Consider the following 23,257-nt stretch of genomic DNA (forward strand, 5'->3'; position numbering starts at 1 on the left):
TCGGTGGCGTAGCAACCGCAGGTCACCACCCACCCCATCCTGCCCGCCAGCATCCGCTGGCCGTGGGCTATTTTTCGTTGCTCACCAACTGCACCACGCTGGAGAAATCCAGCTTGCCGCGGCCCGCCTGGTGGTTCATCGAATACAGGTTGCGCGCCAGCTCACCCAGCGGGATGGAGGCGCCTACGCTCATCGCCGCTTCCACCGCCAGGCCCATGTCCTTGAGCATCAGGTCGCTGCCGAAGCCGCCGCTGTAGCCGCGCGAGGCCGGTGCGTTTTCCAGTACCCCCGGCCACGGATTGCATACTTCGGTCGCCCAGCTGCGGCCGGTGCTGACCGCCATCATCTGCGACAGCACCTTCGGGTCCAGCCCGTGTGCCACGCCCAGCGCGATGGATTCACCGGTGACCGCCATGATCACGCCCAACGCCATGTTGTTGCACAGCTTGGCGACCTGGCCGGCGCCGCTGGCGCCCACGTGGAAGATGTTCTTGCCCATCGCCTGCAGGTAGGGACGCGCGCGTTCCAGCGCGTCCTCTTCGCCGCCGACGATGAAGGTCAGCGTGCCGGCGGTGGCCCCGGCGGTACCGCCGGAAACCGGGGCGTCCAGCATCTGCAGGCCACGCGCCGCGGCGGCTTCGGCGACCTTGCGCGCGGTGGCCGGGGCGATGGTGCTGCAGTCGATCACCAGCGCACCGCCCGGGATGTCGGCCAGCAGCCCGTCATCGCCCAGGTACACGCCTTCGACGTGGCGGCTGGCCGGCAGCATCGAGATCACCACTTCGGCATCGGCCAGCGTGTCCAGCGCGGAGCTGGCCGCGGTGGCGCCTGCGTCGACGGCGGCCTGCACGGCGGCCGGCACCAGGTCGAACACGCGCACGGCGTGGCCCGCTTTGGCCAGGTTGGCGGCCATCGGACCGCCCATGTTGCCCAGCCCGATGAATGCAATGCGACTCATGCGACGGTCCTTTCAGCAGCGGTGGCGCCAAGGTCGGCCAGCGGGTGCTGGTCGGCCGGCCACGGGGAAATGAAGAAGTCTTCGGCCCACGCCGCGCTTGCATCAGCCAGCGTGGCCGGGTTCCAGTGCGGGGTACGGTCCTTGTCGACCAGCAGCGCGCGGATGCCTTCAGCGAAGTCACCGTGCGCGGCGCAGTGCAGGGCCGTCACGTACTCCAGCCGGTACACCGTCGCCAGGTCCGCGCCGGCGGCGCGGCGCTGCAGTTCGAACGCCAGCCGCGCCGAACCGGGTGCACCGGCGGCGAGCGTCTTCTGCGCGTTCTGCAGCCACGCATCCTCGGTCTGCAGGGCACCGATGCGTTCGATGATCGCAGGCAGTTCATCGCCGGCGCACAGCGTGTCCAGCAATCCCGCATGGGCCTGCAGCGGCCCCGCGGGTGCGTCGCTGGCGAAGGACTGCAGGACGGTGTCCAGGCGGCCGTGGTTGGCCTCGTGGTCGCTGCCCCAATCCGCCTGCAGCAACGCGTCGAAGACTTCAGCGCGCTGTGCTTCGGCGATGTGCAGGTCGGCCAGGTCGGCATGGATCGCATCACCCGGGCCAAGCAGCGCGCCGGTCAGCGCCAGGAACAGGCCCGCCTTGCCCGGCACGCGCTGCAGCAGCCAGCTGCCGCCCACGTCCGGGAACAGGCCGACGGTGATCTCCGGGAACGCCAGCTTGGACCGTTCGCTGACCACGCGATGGCTGGCGCCGGACATCAGGCCGATGCCACCGCCCATCACGATACCGTGGCCCCAGCACAGGATCGGCTTGGGATAGGTGTGGATCAGGAAATCCACGCGGTATTCGACATCGAAGAACTCTGCGGCATACGCATTCGCTCGGACATCCGCATGGCCTGCCGCGCGGTACGCCAGCATGCTCTGGTACAGGCTGTGCAGGTCGCCGCCGGCGCAGAAGGCCTTTTCTCCGGCGCCCTGCAGCACCACCATCGCGATCTGCCCGTCGTCGGCCCAGGCCTGCAGCCGCTCCAGCAGCAGGTGCGCCATCGGCAGCGAAAAGCCGTTCAAGGTACGCGGCGCGTTGAGCGTGGCCACGCCGATGCGCATGCCATTGGAGGCCACGCGCTCTTCGAACAGCACCGGTGCCTCATCGACCACGATGTCGGTTTCCCGGGTCATGCGTTCTTCCACTGCGCGCTGCGCTTTTCCAGGAAGGCGCTCACGCCCTCGACCTGGTCGGCGCTGTCGAACAGGTCGACGAAGGCCTCGCGCTCTGCGACCAGCGCGGCGGCATGGGTGCCGGTGCGGGTGGACTGCACCAGGGTCTTGCAGGCGGCGATGCTGGTCGGGCTCTGCTTGCCGGCCTTCTTCGCCCATTCCAGTGCCAGTGCCTTGGCTTCACCCTTGCCGGCCTTCTGCTCGGCCAGGCCGATGCGCACGGCGGTGTCGGCGTCGATCCGCTCACCGAGCAGGATCATCCGCTTGGCCCAGCCCTCGCCGACCAGGCGCGGCAGGTTCTGGGTGCCACCGGCGCACGGCAGCAGGCCGACCGTGGCCTCCGGCAGCGCCACCTGGGCATGTTCTTCGATGATGCGCAGGTCACATGCCAGCGCGCATTCCAGCCCGCCTCCCATCGCATAGCCGTTGATCGCGGCGATGGACACGCCACGGAAGCCGGACAGCGCCTCGAAGGCTTCGCCGAAACGACGCGCGGCTTCACGCGCAGCACCCTTGTCACCCGACGCGAACTGGTTGAGATCGGCGCCGGCGGAGAAGAACTTCTCGCCATCGCCACTGATCACCAGCGCATAGATGGAACGGTCCGCGTTCAACGCGGCGACCAGGTCGCGCAGCGCCGCCAGGCTGTGCACGGTCCAGGTATGCGCCGGCGGGTTGTGCAGGGTGATGACCGCGACGTTGCCATCGGCCTCGACCTTCAGGCCGACATGATCGTGGGTGCGCCAATCGTTCATCGCAGTTCCTCTTCGGTGTTGAGCAGGTGGCGGGCAACGATCACCCGCATGATTTCGTTGGTACCTTCCAGAATCTGGTGCACGCGGCTGTCGCGCAGCAGGCGCTCGATCGGGTACTCGCGGATGTAACCGTAGCCGCCGTGGATCTGCAGCGCTTCGTTGCAGATGGTGAAGCCGGCATCGGTGGCGAAGCGCTTGGCCATCGCGCACCACACATTGGCATCGCTGGCACCGGCGTCGAGCTTGCGCGCGGCGGTATGCACCATCTGGCGGGCCGCCACCAGTTCGATGGCCATGTCGGCCAGCTTGAACTGCAGTGCCTGGAATTCGGCCAGCGCCTTGCCGAACTGGCGGCGTTCGCCCATGTAACGGCGTGCAGCATCCAGCGCGCCCTGCGCCGCGCCCAGCGAGCAGGCGGCGATGTTGATGCGGCCGCCATCCAGGCCCTTCATGGCCAGCTTGAAGCCGCCGCCCTCTTCGCCCAGCAGGTTGCCCACCGGTACCCGCACGTTCTCGAAGGTGATGCCCCGGGTCGGCTGGCTGTTCCAGCCCATCTTCTCTTCCTTGCGACCGTAGCTGATGCCCGGCAGGTCGGCCGGCACGGCGATCGCGCTGATGCCACCGGCGCCGGCACCGCCGGTACGCGCCATCACCACCAGCAGTTCGGTGGCACCGGCGCCGGAGATGAAGGCCTTGGAACCGTTGAGCACGTAGTCATCGCCATCGCGCACCGCCGTGGTCTTCAGCGACGCCGCATCGGAGCCGGCGCCGGGTTCGGTCAGGCAGTAGGAGGCCAGCCTGATGCCGGCCGCCAGGTCCGCACCCCAGGCTGCGCGCAGCGCCTGCTGGCCCCACGTGGACACCATCCACGAGGCCATGTTGTGGATGCTTACATACGCCGCGGTGGACGGATCCACGTTGGCGAGTTCCTCGATGACGACGGCGGCGTCCAGTCGGCTCAAGCCGCTGCCACCGACCTCGGGATCCATGTACAGGCCACAGAACCCGAGTTCCCCTGCCTTGGCGATCGCCTCGCGCGGAAAGATGCCCTCCGCATCCCACCGCGCCGCGTGTGGCGCCAATTCCGCCTGGGCGAAGTCACGCGCTGCCTCACGATAGGCCTGCTGCGCTTCTTCGAGTTCCGTCGTCATCGAGTTACTCATGGCTGGAACTCCGTTGTTACTTGAGGCTGATGGTGGTGTTGACGCCGTGGCCGAGCGTCTCGTCATCGAACCAGCGCGCGGTGATGGTCTTGGTCTGGGTGTAGAACATGACCACCTGCTTGCCGTACGGGCCCAGGTCACCCAGCTTGGACGCCCGCGAACCGGTGAAGGAGAACAGCGGCACCGGCACCGGGATCGGCACGTTGATGCCGACCTGGCCGACGTCGATGTCTTCCTGGAACTTGCGCGCGGCCGCACCGGACTGGGTGAACACCGCCGTGCCGTTGCCGTTGGGGTTGCTGTTGACCAGCGCGATGGCCTCTTCCAGCGTTTCCGCTTCCAGGATCACCAGCACCGGCCCGAAGATTTCTTCCTGGTAGATGCGCATGTCGGTGGTGACGCCGGAGAAGATCGTCGGGCCGACGAAGTTGCCCTTCTCGAAGCCGTCCACCTGCGGATTGCGGCCGTCCAGGTCCAGCGTTGCGCCCTGTTCCAGGCCGGAGGCGATCAGCCCTTCCACGCGCTCGCGGGCGCTGCAGGAAATGACCGGGCCGACGTCGGTACCGGCAACCGAGCCGGCGCTGACCTTCAGCGTCTTCGCCTTGGCCACCAGGTCCGGCACCCACGAACGTGCTTCGCCGACCAGCACCAGGGTGGAGGCCGCCATGCAGCGCTGGCCGGCGGCACCAAAGGCAGCACCGACCATCGCGTTGAGGGTCTGTTCCTTGTTGGCGTCCGGCAGCACCACGGCATGGTTCTTGGCGCCCATCATGCACTGCACGCGCTTGCCGGCCAGCGAGGCGCGGTTGTACACGTGGGTGCCGACGCGGGTGGAACCCACGAACGAAACCGCCTTGATGTCCGGATGGTCGCAGATCGCGTTGACCACTTCTTCGCCACCGTGCACGACGTTCAGCACGCCCTTCGGAATGCCCGCTTCCAGCGCCAGTTCGACCAGCCGCATGGTTACCATCGGGTCCTGTTCGGACGGCTTGAGCACGAAGGTGTTGCCGGTGGCGATGGCCATCGGGAACATCCACAGCGGGATCATCGCCGGGAAGTTGAACGGGGTGATGCCCGCGCACACGCCCAGCGGCTGCATCAGGGTGTAGGTATCCACGCCATTGGCCACGTTGTTGGCCAGCTCGCCCAGCTGCAGGTTGCCGATGGCAGCAGCGTGTTCGACCACTTCCAGGCCGCGGAACACATCGCCTTCGGCATCCGGCACGGTCTTGCCCTGCTCGGCGCTGAGGGTGTGCGCCAGCTCGCTCATGTTCTCGCGGATCAGCTGCTGGTACTTCAGGAAGATGCGCGCGCGGGTGCCGATCGGCGTCTTGCGCCAGGTCTTGAAGGCTTCCTTGGCCGCGGCTACCGCGTCATCCACTTCGCTGGTGGTGGCGAAGGGCACCTGGGCCAGCACGTCCTGGGTGGCCGGGTTGACCACGTCCTGCCAGTGGGCGGTGGACGATTCGATGAACTGGCCATCGATCAACAGGCGGATACGGGGCGCTGCAACAGTCATGGCGGTACCGTGGGTCTCAGGGATGCTTGGCATTATTCACAGGCGCCCGCTCGATTTCCGGCCTGTCTGCGCTTAATCTGGCCAACCGGAACGACGATATTTGTTAATCCTGTGAATACCGAGACACCCCAACGCCAGCTCGGCCTTCGCTTGGCCAAGCTGCGCGAGCAGCGCGGCTATACCCAGGCGCAGCTGGCCCAGCAGCTCGGCGTCTCGGCCAGCTACCTGAACCAGATCGAGCGCAACAAGCGGCCGTTGACCCCGGCGGTGCAGCAGCGCCTGCGCTCGGTGCTGGGTGAACTGGGCGACCTGTTCGACGCCGGCGGCCCGGCCGCGCTGCAGGAGGCACTGGGCCAGACCCTGCGCGACCTCGGCCTGGCCGATGTCAGCGCCAACGAACTGCGGGCGCTGGCGGGCAACCTGCCGCAGGTCAGCCAGGCCTTGCTGGACCTGCACCGGCGCCATCTGGTGCTGCGCGAACACGCTGCCGCGCTGGAGTTCCAGCTGGGTGAGCCCGGCGCCGGGATGAGCCTGCCGGCCGGCGACCAAGTGCGCGATTTTTTCAACCGCATGCACAACCACATTCCGGAACTGGATGCGTTGGCCGAGCGCCTGTTCGCCGAGTGGGGCCTGACCGTCGGCCACATGGCGCCGCGGCTGCGCCAGCTGCTGGTCGACCGCCACGGGGTGATGGTCGAAGTCGCGCCGCTGCAAGCGGGCCGGGAGAAACGCGTGATGGACAGCCACGCACGCACGCTGTGGCTGCCGGACTACCTGGAGCCGGGCCAGCAGGCGTTCCAGATGGCGGCCGAACTGGCGTTGCGCGGCCATGCCGAACAGGTGGATGCGGTGATCGAACGGGCCGGTTTCCGCGATGACGAGCGTATCGCGCAGGCACGCATCGGCCTGTCCAACTACTTCGCCGCCGCGCTGGTGATGCCGTACGGCCCGTTCCTGCGTGCGGCCGAGTCCAGTGGCTATGACATCGAACTGCTGGCCCATCAGTTCGGCGTGGGCTTCGAAGCGGTCTGCCACCGCTTGAGTACGCTGGCGCGGCGCAGTGCACCGGGCCTGCCGTTTTTCTTCATCCGCGTGGACCGCGCCGGCAATGTGTCCAAGCGGCATTCGGCCACCGATTTCCACTTCTCGCAGGTCGGCGGTTCGTGTCCGCTGTGGATCGTGTACGAGGCGTTCAACCAGCCCGGGCGCATCCTCACCCAGACCGCGCGCATGCCCGATGGGCGACGCCATTTCTGGCTGGCACGGCAGGTCAGCAGCGGGCCGGTCGGCCACGGCCAGCCGCGCAAGACCTTCGCCGTGGCGCTGGGCTGCGACCTGCAGCACGCCGAGCGGCTGGTGTACACGCGGGGGCTGGATATCCAGAGCCCGGGCAATTCGGTGTCGATCGGCCCCGGCTGCCGTGTATGCCCGCGCGAAGACTGCATGCAGCGCGCGTTCGTGCAGTTGCCGGGGCGCTGAGCGCGCCCGGCCATTGCGCGCTAGGGACGGCCGCTGGCCGTCCGGCTGGAATCTGACCCCGTCCCGGCGGGAATGACGCGACCGGTAGTGACGGCCGTTGGCCGTCCAACGGGAATGACGGCCAGCGGCCGTCGCTACCTAGTAGATCGGGGTCACCTTCATCTGCGGCAGCGGGCGCGGGGCACCGTCGGTGAGGTCCGGGCCACAGTCGTCCCAGCTGGCGCCCTGCTCCACCATCAGCGCGTACAGCGCCTGGGATTGGCGACGCTTTTCCTGCGATCCCAGCGGATACGACGGCGGTGGCGGTTGCCCCGCCGCCACGCTGGCATAGGCGGTGCGGTAGGCCACCACCTGCTGGCCCGCGTCATCGGTGCGCGACACTTCCAGCGTGTAGCGCTGGTAGGCCGAAGCGGCATTGCGCCAGCGTATCCAGTAGTGGTTTTCGAACGAGAAGCGGCAGAAGCGCTCACCGGCCAGCGTGCCCTTCTGCGCGATGCGACCGAGCACCTCCTGCGGCATGTCCAGGTTCATGCCGCCCTCGTCGCCTTCCAGGGTGACATGCACGATGCGGTCGCGGTAGCCGGGCGCGCGGGCCTGCAGCAGGTCGCGCCAGTTCTGCATGGTGGCGACGATCGCGAACAGGAAACGGGTCAGCTCGGTGGCAGCCATCGGCGAGGCGATGTCGCGGTAACCGCGCTGCCAGCGTTCGCGGTTGCCGGTTGGCAGCACCACCGCGCGTTCCAGCGCTTGCGGCGCATCGGCCGCATCAGACACTTCCCGGGCATCACCGGGGTACACCAGGTTGATGGCGAAGGTCGGCCAACGTGGCAGCGCGGCGTCGAAAAGATGGATCGGGAAGTTGCTGCTGATGCCGCCGTCGGAGAACCAGCACCGGCGGTAGCCGGCGATCGATGAGCCTGCCGCGGCCGCGCCCTGCTGCCCGCCGCTGGCCAGGCCCTCCATGCTGTCGGCCACGTTCCTGCCGCCCCGTCCCGGTTCGGCACGGTTGCCCTGCACCACCGCATGGTGGCGCGCCGGCTCATGCAGGGGCACCGCGCTGATCAACAGCGGAAAGCTGAGGCTCATCCGCGTGGCGACCAGCACCGGCAGCTGGCCTTCCGGCGGCAATCGATAGTACAGCCGGCCGTCGACCTGCTCCGGGGCGCCGGCATCGGCCACCAGCCCGTCCACCACGCTGCGCGGGAACAGGCGGTCGAACTCTTCGCGCAGGAACCAGAAGCGTGCTTCGGAAAACGGCAGGGTGCGCGGCTCGTTGTGCGACACGCAGGTACTGATCATCTGCAGGGTGATCGCCCGGCCATCCTGCGGTTCGTCCGCATAGCGCGGGGCGCCGTGCAGGTCGGCGAAGGTCAGCGGTGCATCGTCCGGCTTGCCCGACAACCGCTGCAGGGCCTCGTGCAGCCAGTCGGTCAGTGCGGGGCGTTGCGGATCATCGCTGCGGCCATTGCACAGCCCCAGCAGGTTGCCACGCGCCACCCGTGCCACCCGCAGCAGCGCGCCGGCCACGCCGGCACCGTAGGCGCACAGCAGCGAAGGCAACAGGGTCGCCAGCATGCCCGCCACCCCGCCGGCGCCGTAGCCGATGCCCAACAGCACGACCAGCGACAGCAGCACTTCCAGCGGCGCGATGGTGAACACCGCCGCCAACAGGCACAGCAGTTTGCGTGGCCACCCCGCATGGCTGGCCAGCACCACCAGCAGCCGGTAGGCCGCGCGCGCGCCGCGAGCGGGCTGGAACAAGCCGTAGATGAAGCCACGCGTGGACAGCTGGGCCGATACGCCGGCCAGTCCCTCGAAGCCGGCCTGCGGCCCCACCGTCTCGCCTGCCTGGCGACGGCGATCACCGAGCGCGGCCGCCGCCGCCACGGCGGCTGCGATGGCGCCGGCCGAGGTACCGCCGATGCTCTTGAAGCGGTAGTCCCTGGCCAGCGCCAGCACCGCGTTGGGATAGACGATGCCGCTGGTGATTCCGCCCTTCATGACCAGATCGCAGTACTTGGCTGCCACGGGCCGACCCTCCGCTGGATTCGACCCTGATTATGGCAAGCAGGCCTCTCACCGCATGAGATCGCTGACGCATTTCGAAGGCAACGTCTGCCCCGGTAGTGACGGCCGCTGGCCGTCATGCCCCTGCCCTTGCCCCCGGTGGGTGACGACCGTTGGTCGTCACGGCACTACCGCTCTGACTGCGGGACCTTGCGGATCTTGCTGGTGTCATAACCCATCGCGGCGATCTTCTCGATGGCCTGCTGGTAATCGGCCTCGCTGACCTGCGGCGTCCGCGCCATGTACCACACGTAGTCGCGCTTGCTGCGTGCCACGATGGTCTGCTGGTAGTCCTCATCCAGCCAGGAAATCACGTACTCGGCCTGGATCGGCCAGATGAACTGCATGCCCCACACCGCGCCGTTGCCTTCCTTCTCCACCCGACCCACCGGATGCATCGTCTTCAGCTTCCCATCGAAGCTGCCCTTGCGGTAAGTGAAGGTGGTCTGGATGCGCCCGTCGGGTCGCAGTGCATAGCGTTCCACCGAATCAAACGCCTTGCGTTCAATGAAGGTGGGAATCTGGGCGATGACATACCAGTCACCCATGAAGCGCGGCACGTCCACCGCGGTCGCGCGCGGCAAGGGACGTTCCGGACTGGACGAACAGGCGCTGGCCGACAACGCCATCGCGATCACGGGAAGCAGGCGGGACAGACGCATGGTGTTCTCCTTCAACGGGGACGGAACAGGTAGTGGGCCACCAGCCACTGCTGGCCCTTCTCATAACCGAACAGCTCGGCGCAGGCCATCCAGAACATCCGCCAGCGCTGGAACCACAACGCAGCGGCAGCATCGCCGTAGGTCTGGCGCAGCACCGGCATCAGCGCGTCGCGCTGGCTGTCCTGGTTCTGCAGCCAGTGGTTGGCGGTGCGCTGGTAGTGCGTGCCATCCAGCAACCAGCGCTGCTGCAGCAGCAGGTCGTGCTGGAAGTGCAGCAGCGTGTCCGCTGCCGGCATCAGGCCACCGGTGAAGAAGTGCCGCCCCATCCAGTTGTCCTCGCCCTCGGTTTCAAAGGGATACATCGCCGTGCGATGCACGAAGATATGCACGAACAACGCCCCATCGCTGCGCAGCCAACCGGCGATGCGGCCCAGCAGCCGGTCGTAGTTGCGCATGTGTTCGAACATCTCGATGGACACCGCGCGGTCGAAGGAGCGCGCGGGCAGCTCCAGGTGGTTGACGTCGCGGGTCAGCACCTGCACGTTGCGCAGTCCACGCGCCTGGCATTGCGCCTCGATGTGCGCACGTTGCCCGTGCGAGTTCGACACCGCGGTGATGCGCGCCTGCGGATAACGCTCGGCCATCCACAAGGTCAACGATCCCCAGCCGCACCCCAGTTCCAGGATGTCCTGGCCGTCGGCCAGGCCGGCGCGCTCGGCGTACAGCTCCAGCATCGCTTCTTCGGCCTGGTCCAGGGTCTCGGTGCCGGTGCGGTAGTAGCAGCTGCTGTATTTCAGCCGCTTGCCCAGGCACGCTTCGAAGAACGCCGCCGGCACTTCATAGTGCTGGCGGTTGGCCGCATCCACGTGCAGGGCCAACGGACTGCCCGCCAGTTCGGCGATGCGCTCGGAAAAGCGCAGTGCCTGGGCCTCGGTGCCGCCCTCGAACTCCTCGCGCAGGCGCTGCGCGCACTGCCGGCGGATGCCATAGCGCAGCAGCACATCGGGCAGCAGCCCGCGTTCGGCCAGGCCGGTCAGTCCTGCGGCAGGGTCTGGCAGCGGCAGGGACTGGATCTGGGTGCTCATCGGCGCGGCTCCTTGGAAGGGGTGGGTTCACTGGGGAACCAGGGAAAGATCATCGACGTGCTGCGCTGGTACTGGCGGTAGTCCTCGCCGCGGCTGCGCAGCGCCTGTTTCTCGGTGAACGGCACGCCGCTCAGCCAGCGCAGGAACACATACATCACCACCGGGCCGGCGCAGGCCAGCCACCACAGCGGGGAACCCACGGCCAGCAGCACATAGGTGAACCAGTGCAGCCATTCGAAGAAGTAGTTGGGATGCCGGGAATAGCGCCACAGCCCCTCGCGGCAGGTGCGGCCCTTGTTCGCCGGATCGGCGCGGAAGCGGGCGAGCTGGCGGTCGGCCAGGCTCTCCCCGCCCACGCTCAGCAGCCACATCGCCACCGCGGCCAGCACCCAGCCGATACCATCCCCGCGCGGGTTCTGCGCCACCGCGATGAACGGCAGGGCGAACAGCACCACCAGCAGCGCCTGGGCCTGGAAGAAGCCGAAGATCTTGCCTTGGTGGCCGTGCCAGTGATCGCGCAGGTAACGGTAGCGACCGTCCTCTTCTTCGCTGCGCACGCGCCGCCACAGGTGGAGTGCCAGGCGGGCTCCCCACAGCCCGCCCAGCACGCCCAGCGCCAGCCGCGGCAGCAGCGCGCCCTCCCCCAGCAGCGCCAGCAGCAGCGCGGCGGCGGCCACGCTCTTGGCCCACAGCACGTCCACCACGCCGATGTTCTGGTGCCGGCGTTGCCACCACCAGCCCCAGCTCATCACCACGGCGGCATACAGCCACACCCACCACAACAGCTTCATCGTGTTTCTCCTGTTTCCACGGGGTCACCGCGGCGTGCCGGCTGCCAGCGCCGCGCGCAGGTGGCCAACAGCGGCAGCGCGAGCGCCCAGCCAATACCCAGTACGGCAATGCCCTGCCAGGCCGGCGTGGCGAAAGTCAGCGAAGAAAATCCCCGCGCGGCCGAGACATAGGCCAAGGGGGCCAGCAGCAGGCCGACCAGAACGGCCAGCAGCCACCGGCGCTGCAGGGCAGCGAAAGAGACCGTCAGGGTCATCGCGAACGATGCCCACAAGGCAAGGATCCAGACCGGCGCCAACCCGCGTTCGGCGTTGCCTGCGGCGTACACCACCAGCCCGGAAGCACCGGCCACGCCGTCCACCACCAGCCCGCAACCGATCGCCAGCGCGATCAGCTTCAGGTCCACCGCCGGGTGCGGGGACAGCAGCAGCTGGCTCAGCACATAGGCAGCCGCAGCCACCAGCGCCGGCCAGTACAGACCGCGTCCGGCACCGGCCACGGCGCAGAACCACACCAGCTGGTTGCCGATCAGGTTGCCCCAGAAGTGCATCTCAGTGCGCTCCGGCCAGCGGCGGGGGACGGTAGCCCGGCCGCGCCAGCAACAGCTGCGACACACCGATCGAGCGCTCCAGGAAGCCGCCTTCGCAGTACGCGAGGTAGAACTCCCACATGCGGATGAAATCCTCATCGAAGCCCTGCGCGCGCACCGCCGGCAGCTGGGCGAGGAAGCGCTCGCGCCAGGCGCGCAGGGTCAGTGCGTAGGACTGTCCGAAGTCCATCTGGCCGATCAGCTGCAGGTCGCTGCTGCGGGTCTTGGCCGCCAGCATGGCGTTCAGTGAGGGAATGAAACTGCCGGGGAACACGAAGCGCTTGATGTAATCCACGCTGCGCCGCGCCTGCTCGTAACGCTCGTCTTCGATGGTGATCGCCTGCAGCAGGGCCAATCCTTCCGGCTTCAGCAGGCGGGTCAGGGTGGCGAAATAGGTCTGCAGGTACTGCGCGCCGATCGCCTCGATCATCTCGATGGACACCAGCTTGTCGTACTGGCCATCCAGGTCGCGGTAGTCCTTCAGCAGCAGGGTCACCCGGTCGTGCAGTCCGGCCGCTTCGATGCGCTGGCTGGCCAGCGCGTGCTGCTCCACCGATATCGTGGTGGTGGTGACGCGGCAGCCGATGTGGCGCGCTGCGTACATCGCAAAGCCGCCCCAGCCGGTACCGATCTCCAGTACGTGGTCGCCAGGGGTGAGCTGCAGCTGTTCGCAGATGCGCGCCAGCTTGCGCTGCGATGCGGCGTCCAGCATATCGCCGTCCTCGAACAGCGCCGAGGAATACATCAGGTCCTTGGACAGGAACAGCGAGAAGAACGGATTACCCAGATCGTAGTGCGCGGCGATGTTGCGGCGGCTGCCTTCGCGGGTATTGCGGCGCAGCTGCGCCCAGGCTTTCAGCGCCCAGCCCCCGATGCGCGCCGGGCCGCGTTCCACGCCGTCGAGCAGCTCGCGGTTGCGCACCAGCAGCTGCACCAGCGCCACCAGGTCGTCGCAGCGCCACTGGCCGCGGATGTAGCTTTCGCCGGCGCCCACGCTGCCCTGGGTCGCCACCGCGCGATAGAACGCCGGGTCATCGATGGTGACCGTCACCAGCGGGCCACTGCCCTGCGTGCCGAGCACCACTTCACCCAGCGCATCGCGGACCCGCAGGCGACCGTCACGCAGCGCGCCCAGCTTGGCCAGCAGCTGGCGGCGAAGGAAGGCGTCCAGGCGCCCAGGCCGTGGCAGGGCCATGCTGTGGCTCATGTCGTTCATTGGTTTTTTCCAGCAAGCGAAGGATGGTCGTGGACCGGATTGCGTTTCAGCCACAGGCGCAGCGCCTGCCAATGGATCGCGCCGACCACCTGCAGCGTCATCAGCGGATGCCGGGCCAGCACCATCGCCAGTCCGGGGCCGTCCAGCGCACGGCGCTGCATCGACTGGGTCGCATCGAACTGGCGCTGGCCGTCGCGCCACACCTGCATGTGCACGCGCAGGTCGTCGCCGGGCACGGTGAAGCGCCAGTCGTAACGGCAGTCCATCTGCATGAAGGGCGAAACATGGAACTGCTTGTCGAAACGCCAGCGCAGCGCGCGGCCACGGGCTTCCGCGTCGGCGACCGCCAGCACGTAGGCATGGCGCTCCTTCCACGGTGTGTTGGTGATCTCGGCGACGATGCACTCCAGCGTGTCATCGGCGGCGTGGCAGTAGTAGAAGCTGACCGGATTGAACACATGGCCGGCGTGGCGCAGGTGCGCGAGCAGGCGCACCGGGCCCGATGGACGGTGGCCAAGCACGGCCTGCGCACGGTCGCGCACCGCTTCGGCCAGCGGCTGGTCGGGGTCACCCAGGTAGTCGCTGCGGCGGAACTCGGCCAGGTTGCGGCGGCCCACCGACCACAGCCAGCGCCGGTCGAACACGCTGTCCACCTCGTCCAGGTCCAGCAGCAGCTGTGCGATCGGATAACGGAAGGCGTGTGCATGCGGCACGTGCCTGCGGTGCACGACCTCGCCGCGGTAGATCGCGCTGGCGCTCACGCGGTGGTTTCCTCGTGACGCGGCCAATGCGTTTCGGCACTCACCGCATGCAGTGCATCCACCACACGGCGCGCACTGCGGATGCCGTCTTCGTGGAAACCCCAGCCCCAGTACGCGCCCGCAAACCAGGTATGACGGCGTCCCTGCACCTCGTGCCAGCGCCGCTGCGCACGGACCATGGCGTGGTCGTGCACCGGGTGTGCGTAGCGCAGGCGACGCAGCACCTTGGCCGGGTCGATCGCCTCGCTGCGGTTGAGCGTCACCAGCAGCGGGGTGGGCGTATCCAGGCCCTGCAGCAGGTTCATGCAGTAGGTCACCGTGCAGGCCTGCGCCGGATCGCGCGGCACGTGCGCGTTCCACGCCGCCCACGCCGCGCGGTTGCGCGGCAGCAGGGCGGCATCGGTATGCAGCACGACCTCGTTGGGCTGGTAGCGGATGGCGCCGAGCACGCTGCGCTCCACCACATCCGGATCCTGCAGCAGGGCCAGCGCCTGATCGCTATGGCAGGCCATCACCACGTGGTCGAAGCCCTCCGCGCCGGCCGCGCTGTGCACCAGCACGCCATCGGCCAGCCGTTCCACTGCCAGCACCGGGCACTCCAGCCGCTCGCGCACCTGCCAGCGCTGGCGCAGCGCGTCCACGTAACGCGCTGAGCCGCCCTGCACCACCCGCCATTGCGGACGGCCGGTGAGCTGCAGCATCTGGTGGTTGGCCATGAACTGCACCAGGTAGCGCGCCGGGAAGTCACGCACGCTGGTGGCCGGCGAGGACCAGAGGGCCGATGCCATCGGCAGCAGGTGCTCTTCGACGAAGGCCTCGCCGTAATGGTGGTCGTGCAGGTACTGGCCCAGGGTCGGCCCGGCCTCGTCGCCCTGCAGCAGAAGCGGGGCCTCGCGATAGAAGCGCCGCAGGTCGGCCAGCATCCCCCAGAAGCGTGGCGAGAGCAGGTTGCGGCGCTGGCAGAACAGGCCATTCAACGAGGTGGCGTTGTACTCCACCCCGCTGCGTTCGCTGTGCGCGGAGAAGCTCATGGTGGTCGGCTGCGAGGCGACATCGAGCTCGTCGAACAGGCCGCTGAGCAGCGGATAGTGCTGCGGGTTGAACACGATGAATCCGGTGTCCACCGATACCGCGCGGCCATCCACCTGCAGCGCGTGGGTATGGGTGTGGCCACCGAGGTAATCGTTGGCCTCGAACAGGGTGACCTCGTGCTGTTGGTCCAGCCACCACGCGCTGGCCAGTCCGGCAATGCCCGATCCGATGACGGCGATGCGCATGTCAGTCCTTTGCCTTGGCCAGCACCCAGGCCGGCACCGGCTTGAGTCCGTGCACCAGCCGCAGCGACTGCATCAGCCGCAGGCCGTACCAGGTGATGTCCACTTCCCACCAGCGGAAGCCCTGGCGCGCGGTACCGGGGAAGAAGTGGTGGTTGTTGTGCCAGCCCTCGCCGAAGGTGAGCAGCGCCAGCCACAGGTTGTTGCGGCTGTCATCGCCGGTGTCATAGCGCTGGCGGCCGAAGCGGTGGGCCAGCGAATTGATGGTGACCGTGGCATGGAACAGCACCACGGTGGAGATGAAGAACCCCCAGACGAGCATCTGCGGGCCGCTGGTGCCCAGCGCGGGCGCCACCTGCTCAAGCAGCGCGCCGAGCCCGTACAGTGCCGCGGCCAGCGCGACCGGCACCAGCGTGTCGAAGCGGTCCAGCCAGCGCAGTTCCGGGAAGCGGGCCAGATCGGGAATGCGCGACCAGTCGGTGCGGAACCCTTCGCGGGTCAGGAACCAGCCCATGTGGCTCCACCAGAATCCGTGTTCGCGCGGCGAATGCGGGTCCAGCGGCTGGTCGGCATGGCGATGGTGGCTGCGATGGTGCGCCGCCCACCACAACGGCCCGCGCTGCACGCTGGCGGCGCCGATGGCGGCGAACAGGAACTGCACCGGACGCGAGGTCTGGAAGGTGCGGTGGGAGAAATAGCGGTGGTAGAAGCCGGTGATGGCGAACATGCGCACCGCGTACAGCAACGCGGCCACGGCCACCGCCACCCACGATACGCCCACCCAGATCACCGCCACGCAGGCCAGGTGCAGGCCCACGAACGGCAGCGCACGCAGCCAGTCGATGCGCTTGCCATCGGCTTCGGCGGCGTCGGCCGCGCTGGGCTCCCGGGCGGCGGTATCGAACCAGCGCAACAGGGCGGACCAGCGCCGCGGGCGGGGCGGCGGTACTGCGGGTGTGGCCGACATCGTGCATCCCTCCTGGATCTACTGTCAGGAGATACGATGCCAGCGGGCCTGTGGATGCAGCGTCCGGAAAATAAATTTTCCGGACCGCTACAGGTTGGCGATGTCTCCCTTGGCAACCACCGGGCCACTCGGCGCCGGGTGCGGCGCACCCGCCGACGGTTCCAGCGTGATGGCCAGTACCGACCCATTGACCAGCGCCGAACGCAGCGCCGCGGGCACGTCCACGGTATGGGCGCGGTCGTTGGAGACCAGGCCCAGCGACACCGGGGCGCCACCGGCCGGGATCACCCACAGCTCCGGCGCGCGACCCTGCGCATCCGGCGCGGACGGCACCGGCACCATCAGCACCTTGCCCAGCGTGGCATCGACCGACGCCAGCCAGCCGGCACGGCCATCGTCATGCAGCAGCGGAGTGACCGGGCGCGTGGCCTGTTCCGGTTCAGCCGCCGGGGTCGGTGCCGGGGTAACGGCCACCGGCGTGGGTCCCGGGGCATCCGGTGCCGGGCGGGTGAACACCGCGACCAGCGCCAGCGCGGCGGCGAGTGCGGTGGCGCCCTGCCAGAAGCCGGTGCGCTGCCACGGACGCGCGTTCGGAGCGGCGTCGAAGGTCGCCCAGCCCAGTTCACGGCGCACGCGCAGCCACACATGGGCCGGCACCGGGGCGCTGCCCACTTCTTCCAGCAGCGGCGCCAGCCGTCGTTCCCATTGGTCCACCAGGCGCGCGAAACCCGCATCGGAACTGATGCGCTGCTCGGCCTGCCTGCGCTGGTCGGCATCCAGCACGCCCAGCACGTACTCACCGGCCTGCTGGTCGGCGCTCGGCGGCTGCCCGTCTTCGTGGTGAAGGTCGCGGATGTTCATGGTTCCAGGCACACCCGAAGCTGGGTCAGGCCACGGCGGATCCAGCTTTTCACCGTACCCAGCGGAGTGGCAAGGCGGCGCGCCAGTTCATCGTGGCTGGCGCCGTCAAGGAAGGCGGCGCGGATCAGGCTGCGCCGGCGCGGTTCCAGCGCCTGCATGCAGTCCTGCAGCCGCGCGTCTTCGTCGTTGCGTTCGGCCAGCTGGGCCGGCTGCAGGTCGCCGTCGGGCAGCTCCTCGGCGATGGACACATCGTCAAGCGCCCGCGGCGGCGCAGCGCGCAGCCGGTCGATTGATCGGTTGCGCGCCAGCATGGACAGCCAGGTCATCGCCGAGGCCTTGCCGGGATCGAAGCGCGAGGCTTTGTGCCAGACGGTCACGAACACCTCCTGCAGCACGTCCTCGGCTTCACCGCGGTCACGCAGCAGGCGCAGGCAGATCGCGAAAAGGCGTCCGCCGGCCTGCTGGTACAGCGCTTCGAAGGCATCGCGATCCTGCGCCGCCACCTGTTCGAGCAGGGCGTCGAGTCGGCGCGCGTCGGCACCGTCGGGGGCGTCCGGCTGGGGCATTGCAGGCTCCGCGTGGCACAGGGGCAGACCTGCATCCTCGTTGCTCGGCGCGCATACCGCAAGTCCATCATCGGCTGCATGAAGCCACCAGGGGTTGGCTGCGTGCGGCGGAAAGCTCGCCTTCGCTGACCGGCTGCGGCACGCCGGGGAAGCGGATGCGCACCTGCGGCCAGCCACCTTCAGCGTCGCGCACGTTGCCGGTGCCTTCGAACTGCAGCAGCCGGCGATCGGCACGCGCGTAGACCAGGGTGACCGCCGGCACCGCGAAGCCGAACCAGGCGTCCAGCTGCATCTGCAGCTGTTCGGCCGGCTGGCCCTGCCAGTCCACCGCACCGACCCGGCGCAGTTTCACCGGCAACCAGCGCTGACGGCTGGTGAGCAGGAACGGCAAGGCTACCGTTTCGCCCTGCAGCAGCGCAGGCCAGTGCGCACGCACGGCCGCATCGAATCCGGCGTCGATCACCCCGCCCGTGGGCATGTCCAGGGTCCTGGCTGCGTCGGCTGCACCGCTGGCGGCGCGGATGCTGACGCGGCGCTGCGGGCCCTGGGACTGCACTGCCTCGCGGCGCCCGTCACGGCCATCGACGAACTCGAAATCCGGTGCCTGCGCATTGGCGGCGGCCGGCATCCACTTGCGCGCGAACGCGCGTCCATCATTGCAGCGGTACAGCACCAGCCGCGCCTGCTGCGCCCCCACGTCCTGCAGATAGTGGGTTTCGCGGTACAGCGCCCGGCCCCCCTTCGGCGCCAGCGCCTCGCCTTCCACGCGCAGCACGGCGGCACCGGCAGGCGCGGCAGCGGCGGCAAGCAACAGCAGGCAGGGCAACGATGGGTAGCGCATGGCAGGGTCCGCAGCGGGCTCATGGACAGATACGCAGCAGGCGGCGCATTGGATGCAGTGCGGCGCCGGCCCCTTGACCGATGCCGCACTTGGGCCTACCTTGTGCTCGCCGAAGGTATTCATCTCTTCATGCGAATGAAAGGATGGATTTAAACGGGAATCCGGTGACCGTGCCCCGTGCACGTATTCCGGAGCTGCCCCGCAGCGGTGAATGGAAACGACCTCCGCCAACAGCACTGGGCCACGGCCTGGGAAGCGGCGGACACTAGGTGGGCGGCAACGTCCGTGTCCAACAGCCCGAATACCGGCCCCGGCCGGAGGACCTGCACGTCCTTCGATTCGACCTGGAATCTCCGCGGGGAGGTTGCCCGGCCCATGCCGTCCCGCCGCCAGCGGGACGCGTCGGCACGTGCGCCTGTCCACGGCATCCGGTTCGCCCGCGGGGGCGAAGGTCGCTGGCAGGAGGGACGTGGGCCGGCAACGGCGCGCGGCACCCTGCAGTTCCTTCGTTCCTCAATGCCGACATGCAATGAGGACACGCTGCAATGACCACCGTTACCAACCTGGGTTTTCCCCGCATCGGCGCCAAGCGCGAACTGAAGCGGGCCCTTGAACGCCACTGGAGTGGCGAGGATGACATCGCCACCCTGCAGGCCAGCGCCGCCGCGCTGCGTGCACGCCACTGGAAGCTGCAGATCGAAGCCGGCGTGGACGTGCCGCCGAGCAACGATTTCAGCCTGTACGACCAGGTGCTGGACACCGCCTTCCTGTTCGATGCGCTTCCCGCCCGCTACCGGGCTCTGGCCGAACACGAGCCGCTCGCCGCCTATTTCGCGATGGCGCGCGGGCTGCAGCGCGATGGCATCGACCTGCATGCGCTGGAGATGACCAAGTGGTTCGACACCAACTACCACTACCTGGTGCCGGAACTGCAGGCCGGACAGGCGTTCGCGCTGCGCGGTGACAAGCCGCTGGCCGAATTCCGCGAAGCCAAGGCGCTGGGCATCCACACCCGCCCGGTGCTGCTGGGGCCGGTCAGCTTCCTGCTGCTGTCCAAGACCACCGATGGGTCGGCCGCGCTGGACCTGTTGGATGCGCTGCTGCCGTGCTACGTCGACCTGCTGGCCCAGCTGCGCGCGGCCGGTGCGGACTGGGTGCAGCTGGACGAACCGCTGCTGGTGCAGGACCTGGACGTGGGCGCCCGCGCGGCATTCGAACGCGCCTACGCGGTGCTGGGTGGCAATGCGGCGGCACGACCGAAGCTGCTGCTGGCCACCTACTTCGGCGCGCTGGATGACAATCTCAGCCTTGCCGCCGCGCTGCCGGTGGACGGCCTGCACGTGGACCTGGTGCGCGCACCGGAGCAGCTGGATGCGGTGCTGCAGGCCCTGCCCGCCGGCCGCGTGCTGTCGGCCGGGTTGGTCAACGGCCGCAACATCTGGCGCACCCAACTGGACAATGCCTTGATCCTGGCGCGCTATGCGCAGACCGATCGCGGTGCGGACCTGCTGTGGCTGGCACCGTCGTGTTCGCTGCTGCATACGCCGGTGGACCTGACCCTGGAAAGGAAGCTGGACGACGAGCTGCGCAGCTGGCTGGCGTTTTCGCGGCAGAAGCTGGAAGAACTGCGCGTGCTCGCCGATGCGCTGGACGGCAAGCCGTCGGCGGACGCCGGGCTGAGCGCCAACCGCGAGGCGCTGGAGGCCCGCCGCCGCTCGCCGCGCGTGCACGACCCGGCCGTCGCCGCGCGCCTGACCAGCCTGTCCGCCGCCGATGCCCGGCGCCACGGCAGCTATCCGCAGCGCCGCCTGGCCCAGCACGCCGCGCTGCAGTTGCCGCTGCTGCCCACCACCACCATCGGCTCGTTCCCGCAGACCCTGGACGTGCGCGAGGCACGCGCCCAGCACAAGTCCGGCAAGCTGTCGCTGGGCGATTACGAGGCTTTCCTGGAGCAGCAGACCGCGCACTGCGTTCGCGTGCAGGAAGAACTGGGACTGGACGTGCTGGTGCACGGTGAGTTCGAGCGCAACGACATGGTGGAGTACTTCGGCGAGCAGCTGGAAGGCTTCGCCTTCACCGGCAATGGCTGGGTGCAGAGCTACGGCTCGCGCTGCGTGAAGCCACCGGTGATCTTCGGCGATGTCAGCCGTCCACGGCCGATGACGGTGCGCTGGTCGCAGTACGCACAGTCGCTCACCCGCAAGCCGATGAAGGGCATGCTGACCGGCCCGGTGACGGTGCTGCAGTGGTCGTTCGTGCGCGACGACCAGGAACGCGATGCCACCTGCCGGCAGATCGCCCTGGCGCTGCGCGATGAGGTGAATGACCTGGAGGCCGCCGGCATCGGCGTGATCCAGGTCGACGAACCGGCGATCCGCGAAGGCCTGCCGCTGCGCCGCGCGCAATGGCGCAGCTACCTGGACTGGGCGGTGGAATCGTTCCGGATCAGCACCAGCGGGGTGCGCGATGCCACGCAGATCCACACCCACATGTGTTATTCGGAGTTCAACGACATCATCCACTCGGTGGCGGCGATGGATGCCGACGTCATTTCGATCGAGACCTCGCGTTCGCGGATGGAGCTGCTGGACGCCTTCGTGCGCTTCAACTACCCCAACGAGATCGGGCCGGGCGTGTATGACATCCATTCCCCGCGCGTGCCGGACAAGGCGGAGATGGTCGACCTGCTGCGCAAGGCACTGGCTGTGCTGAAGCCGGAACAGCTGTGGGTGAACCCGGACTGCGGCCTGAAGACCCGTGGCTGGCCGGAGACCCGCGCTGCACTGCAGGCACTGGTGGCGGCCGCAGCCGAACTGCGTGCCGAGCACGCCGAGGCCAGCGTGGCCTGACCACGAACGAGGGCGGCGGCACGCTGCCGCCGCCCTCGACGCTGCGCCCTGTACACCGGTACGCTGCGTGCTCCCCTGCACGGATTTTCCCATGACGCCCCTGCCCGCCCACGTGGCCCTGATCGTGGTGGACCTGCAACCGGACTTCATGCCCGGCGGCGCGTTAGCCTGCGCCGATGGCGATGCCGTGGTCGCACCGATCGCTGCGTTGCTGGCCCAGCGCCGGTACCGCACCGTGGTCGCCACCCAGGACTGGCATCCGGCCAACCATGCGTCCTTCGCCAGCCACTACGCCGGCCAGCAGCCGTTCGCGCAGATCCAGCTGCACGGCCATCCGCAGACCCTGTGGCCCGACCACTGCGTGCAGGGGTCGGCCGGGGCCGTGCTGCATCCCGGCGTGGACTGGAATGCGGCCGACCTGGTGCTGCGCAAAGGCACCCGCCCCTTGGTGGATTCGTACAGCGCGTTCCGCGAAAACCACGGCCCGGAAGGTTCGCGCCCGGCAACCGGACTGGCCGGCTGGCTGCGCGAACGCGGCATCAGCGAAGTGCATGTGTGCGGGCTGGCGCGCGACTACTGCGTGCTGTGGACCGCGCAGGATGCAGCCAGTGCCGGCTTCGCCGTGGGCTTCCACTGGGACCTGACCCGACCGGTCAGCGCCGACAACGACGACGCCACGCGGCAGGCCCTGGCAACGGCCGGCATCGCCCTGCTCTGATCGCGCCGGCGCTACCGGAACACCACCGTGCGGTGCCCGTTGAGCAGGATGCGGTGCTCCACGTGCCGGCGCACTGCACGCGCCAGCACCTGCGATTCGGTATCGCTGCCCAGCCGCACCAGATCGCGCGGGGTCATCGCATGGTCCACGCGGGCCACGTCCTGTTCGATGATCGGCCCCTCGTCCAGGTCTTCGGTCACGTAGTGCGCGGTGGCACCGATGATCTTGACCCCGCGTGCGTGCGCCTGGTGATACGGCTGCGCCCCTTTGAAGCTGGGCAGGAAGCTGTGGTGGATGTTGATCGCACGGCCTGCCAGCGCGCGGCACAGCGTCGGCGAAAGGATCTGCATGTAGCGCGCCAGCACCACCAGGTCGATCTTCTCGCGCTCGACCAGGTCGATGATCTGGCGTTCCTGCACCTCGCGCGTGTCCGCGCTCACCGGCAGGTGGTGGAAGGGAATGCCATAGGATGCCGCCAGCGGCGCGAAGTCGGCGTGGTTGGAAGCCACCGCGGCGATGTCCACCTTCAACTGGCCACTGTGGGCGCGGAACAGCAGGTCGTTGAGGCAGTGACCCTGCTTGCTCACCAGCACCAGCAGGCGCGCGCGGCGGCGGCCGTCGTGCAGTTGCCAGTCCATGCCGAAGTCGCTTGCCAGCGCCTGCATGGAGGCCTGGACGGTATCCAGCGGCAGCCCGGCATCGCGGTCGAAATGCACGCGCAGGAAGAAGCGCCCGCTCTCCTCGTCGCCGAACTGCTGGGCGTCGAGGATGTTGCAGCCATGGTCGTACAACAGGCCGGACACGCGGTAGACGATACCGGTGCGGTCCGGGCAGGACAGGGTGAGGATGGAGTCGGGTCGCATCCGGCCAAGTCTAGGGCAGCCTGCTGCGCTGCGGAATAAATGCTCTCAGATGCAA

The 23,257-nt window shown here is 68.4% G+C and carries 21 protein-coding genes and 1 riboswitch; of the genes, 3 read left to right on the forward strand and 18 right to left on the reverse strand.

Going from position 1 to position 23,257, the window contains the following annotated elements; translation table 11 throughout:
- Positions 1-67 precede the first annotated feature (67 nt).
- Genes mmsB through RTX79_RS10810 form a run of 5 tightly spaced genes read right to left on the reverse strand, consistent with a single transcriptional unit; the run spans position 68 to position 5,615 of the window.
- Entirely contained in the window at positions 68-958 is an 891-nt protein-coding gene (gene mmsB / locus RTX79_RS10790; protein WP_312683676.1) for a 3-hydroxyisobutyrate dehydrogenase, read from the reverse strand.
- Entirely contained in the window at positions 955-2,136 is a 1,182-nt protein-coding gene (locus RTX79_RS10795; RefSeq protein ID WP_312683678.1) for an enoyl-CoA hydratase/isomerase family protein, read from the reverse strand. The genes mmsB and RTX79_RS10795 overlap by 4 nt, the downstream gene beginning before the upstream one ends.
- On the reverse strand, positions 2,133-2,930 hold the full coding sequence (locus RTX79_RS10800; RefSeq protein ID WP_312683679.1) for an enoyl-CoA hydratase: 798 nt from the start codon (positions 2,928-2,930) through the stop codon (positions 2,133-2,135). The genes RTX79_RS10795 and RTX79_RS10800 overlap by 4 nt, the downstream gene beginning before the upstream one ends.
- A complete protein-coding gene (locus RTX79_RS10805) occupies positions 2,927-4,093 on the reverse strand; it encodes an acyl-CoA dehydrogenase family protein (RefSeq protein ID WP_057507563.1) in 1,167 nt (388 codons plus the stop codon). The genes RTX79_RS10800 and RTX79_RS10805 overlap by 4 nt, the downstream gene beginning before the upstream one ends.
- A 16-nt stretch (positions 4,094-4,109) precedes the next feature.
- Positions 4,110-5,615: a CoA-acylating methylmalonate-semialdehyde dehydrogenase gene (locus RTX79_RS10810; RefSeq protein WP_312683680.1), complete on the reverse strand. Its 1,506-nt coding sequence runs from the start codon at positions 5,613-5,615 to the stop codon at positions 4,110-4,112.
- A 111-nt stretch (positions 5,616-5,726) separates the two neighbouring features.
- Between RTX79_RS10810 and RTX79_RS10815 the strand changes: the two genes are divergently transcribed.
- Positions 5,727-7,094, forward strand: coding sequence for a helix-turn-helix domain-containing protein (locus RTX79_RS10815; RefSeq protein WP_312683681.1), 1,368 nt, complete (start codon positions 5,727-5,729; stop codon positions 7,092-7,094).
- A gap of 138 nt (positions 7,095-7,232) precedes the next feature.
- On the opposite strand, the gene RTX79_RS10820 is transcribed toward RTX79_RS10815, so the two are convergent.
- The 12 genes from RTX79_RS10820 to RTX79_RS10875 all read right to left on the reverse strand — a co-directional run bounded on the left by RTX79_RS10820 (position 7,233) and on the right by RTX79_RS10875 (position 18,772).
- Complete coding sequence (locus RTX79_RS10820; protein ID WP_312683682.1) at positions 7,233-9,122, reverse strand: patatin-like phospholipase family protein; 1,890 nt, start codon at positions 9,120-9,122, stop codon at positions 7,233-7,235.
- A 167-nt stretch (positions 9,123-9,289) separates the two neighbouring features.
- Entirely contained in the window at positions 9,290-9,823 is a 534-nt protein-coding gene (locus RTX79_RS10825; RefSeq protein ID WP_309688931.1) for a lipocalin family protein, read from the reverse strand.
- Between the two features lie 11 nt (positions 9,824-9,834).
- Positions 9,835-10,908, reverse strand: a complete 1,074-nt coding sequence (locus tag RTX79_RS10830) for an SAM-dependent methyltransferase (protein ID WP_057507567.1) — start codon at positions 10,906-10,908, stop codon at positions 9,835-9,837.
- Positions 10,905-11,699, reverse strand: a complete 795-nt coding sequence (locus RTX79_RS10835) for a DUF1295 domain-containing protein (RefSeq protein ID WP_312683683.1) — start codon at positions 11,697-11,699, stop codon at positions 10,905-10,907. The genes RTX79_RS10830 and RTX79_RS10835 overlap by 4 nt, the downstream gene beginning before the upstream one ends.
- Positions 11,696-12,247 carry a DUF2878 domain-containing protein gene (locus RTX79_RS10840; RefSeq protein ID WP_312683684.1) on the reverse strand — a complete coding sequence of 184 codons (552 nt, stop codon included), beginning with the start codon at positions 12,245-12,247 and terminating at the stop codon, positions 11,696-11,698. Before RTX79_RS10840 ends, RTX79_RS10835 begins: the two co-directional genes overlap by 4 nt.
- Before the next feature lies 1 nt (position 12,248).
- The gene (locus RTX79_RS10845; RefSeq protein ID WP_312683686.1) at positions 12,249-13,502 is read right to left on the reverse strand and encodes a cyclopropane-fatty-acyl-phospholipid synthase family protein; all 1,254 of its coding nucleotides are present in this window, start codon (positions 13,500-13,502) and stop codon (positions 12,249-12,251) included.
- The gene (locus RTX79_RS10850) at positions 13,499-14,263 is read right to left on the reverse strand and encodes a DUF1365 domain-containing protein (RefSeq protein WP_312683688.1); all 765 of its coding nucleotides are present in this window, start codon (positions 14,261-14,263) and stop codon (positions 13,499-13,501) included. Before RTX79_RS10850 ends, RTX79_RS10845 begins: the two co-directional genes overlap by 4 nt.
- Positions 14,260-15,540, reverse strand: coding sequence for an NAD(P)/FAD-dependent oxidoreductase (locus RTX79_RS10855; RefSeq protein WP_057507572.1), 1,281 nt, complete (start codon positions 15,538-15,540; stop codon positions 14,260-14,262). Before RTX79_RS10855 ends, RTX79_RS10850 begins: the two co-directional genes overlap by 4 nt.
- 1 nt (position 15,541) lies before the next feature.
- Positions 15,542-16,504, reverse strand: a complete 963-nt coding sequence (locus tag RTX79_RS10860) for an acyl-CoA desaturase (protein ID WP_309688949.1) — start codon at positions 16,502-16,504, stop codon at positions 15,542-15,544.
- Positions 16,505-16,591: 87 nt separating this feature from the next.
- Complete coding sequence (locus tag RTX79_RS10865; RefSeq protein WP_312683689.1) at positions 16,592-17,365, reverse strand: anti-sigma factor; 774 nt, start codon at positions 17,363-17,365, stop codon at positions 16,592-16,594.
- Entirely contained in the window at positions 17,362-17,931 is a 570-nt protein-coding gene (locus RTX79_RS10870; RefSeq protein ID WP_312683690.1) for a sigma-70 family RNA polymerase sigma factor, read from the reverse strand. The genes RTX79_RS10865 and RTX79_RS10870 overlap by 4 nt, the downstream gene beginning before the upstream one ends.
- A gap of 67 nt (positions 17,932-17,998) precedes the next feature.
- Complete coding sequence (locus RTX79_RS10875) at positions 17,999-18,772, reverse strand: hypothetical protein (protein WP_312683691.1); 774 nt, start codon at positions 18,770-18,772, stop codon at positions 17,999-18,001.
- 95 nt (positions 18,773-18,867) lie between these two features.
- Positions 18,868-19,099: riboswitch (cobalamin riboswitch) on the forward strand.
- A 218-nt stretch (positions 19,100-19,317) separates the two neighbouring features.
- On the opposite strand from RTX79_RS10875, the gene metE reads away from it, so the two are divergent.
- Together metE and pncA are read left to right on the forward strand one after the other, a co-directional pair.
- Complete coding sequence (gene metE, locus RTX79_RS10880; protein WP_312683692.1) at positions 19,318-21,621, forward strand: 5-methyltetrahydropteroyltriglutamate--homocysteine S-methyltransferase; 2,304 nt, start codon at positions 19,318-19,320, stop codon at positions 21,619-21,621.
- A gap of 91 nt (positions 21,622-21,712) precedes the next feature.
- Entirely contained in the window at positions 21,713-22,339 is a 627-nt protein-coding gene (gene pncA / locus RTX79_RS10885) for a bifunctional nicotinamidase/pyrazinamidase (protein ID WP_057507578.1), read from the forward strand.
- An 11-nt stretch (positions 22,340-22,350) separates the two neighbouring features.
- Here pncA and purU read toward each other — a convergent pair whose 3' ends face one another.
- Entirely contained in the window at positions 22,351-23,202 is an 852-nt protein-coding gene (gene purU, locus RTX79_RS10890) for a formyltetrahydrofolate deformylase (protein WP_312683695.1), read from the reverse strand.
- Positions 23,203-23,257: the final 55 nt, after the last annotated feature.

This window comes from Stenotrophomonas chelatiphaga, assembly GCF_032054965.1.
GTDB classification, from domain to species: Bacteria; Pseudomonadota; Gammaproteobacteria; order Xanthomonadales; family Xanthomonadaceae; genus Stenotrophomonas; species Stenotrophomonas chelatiphaga.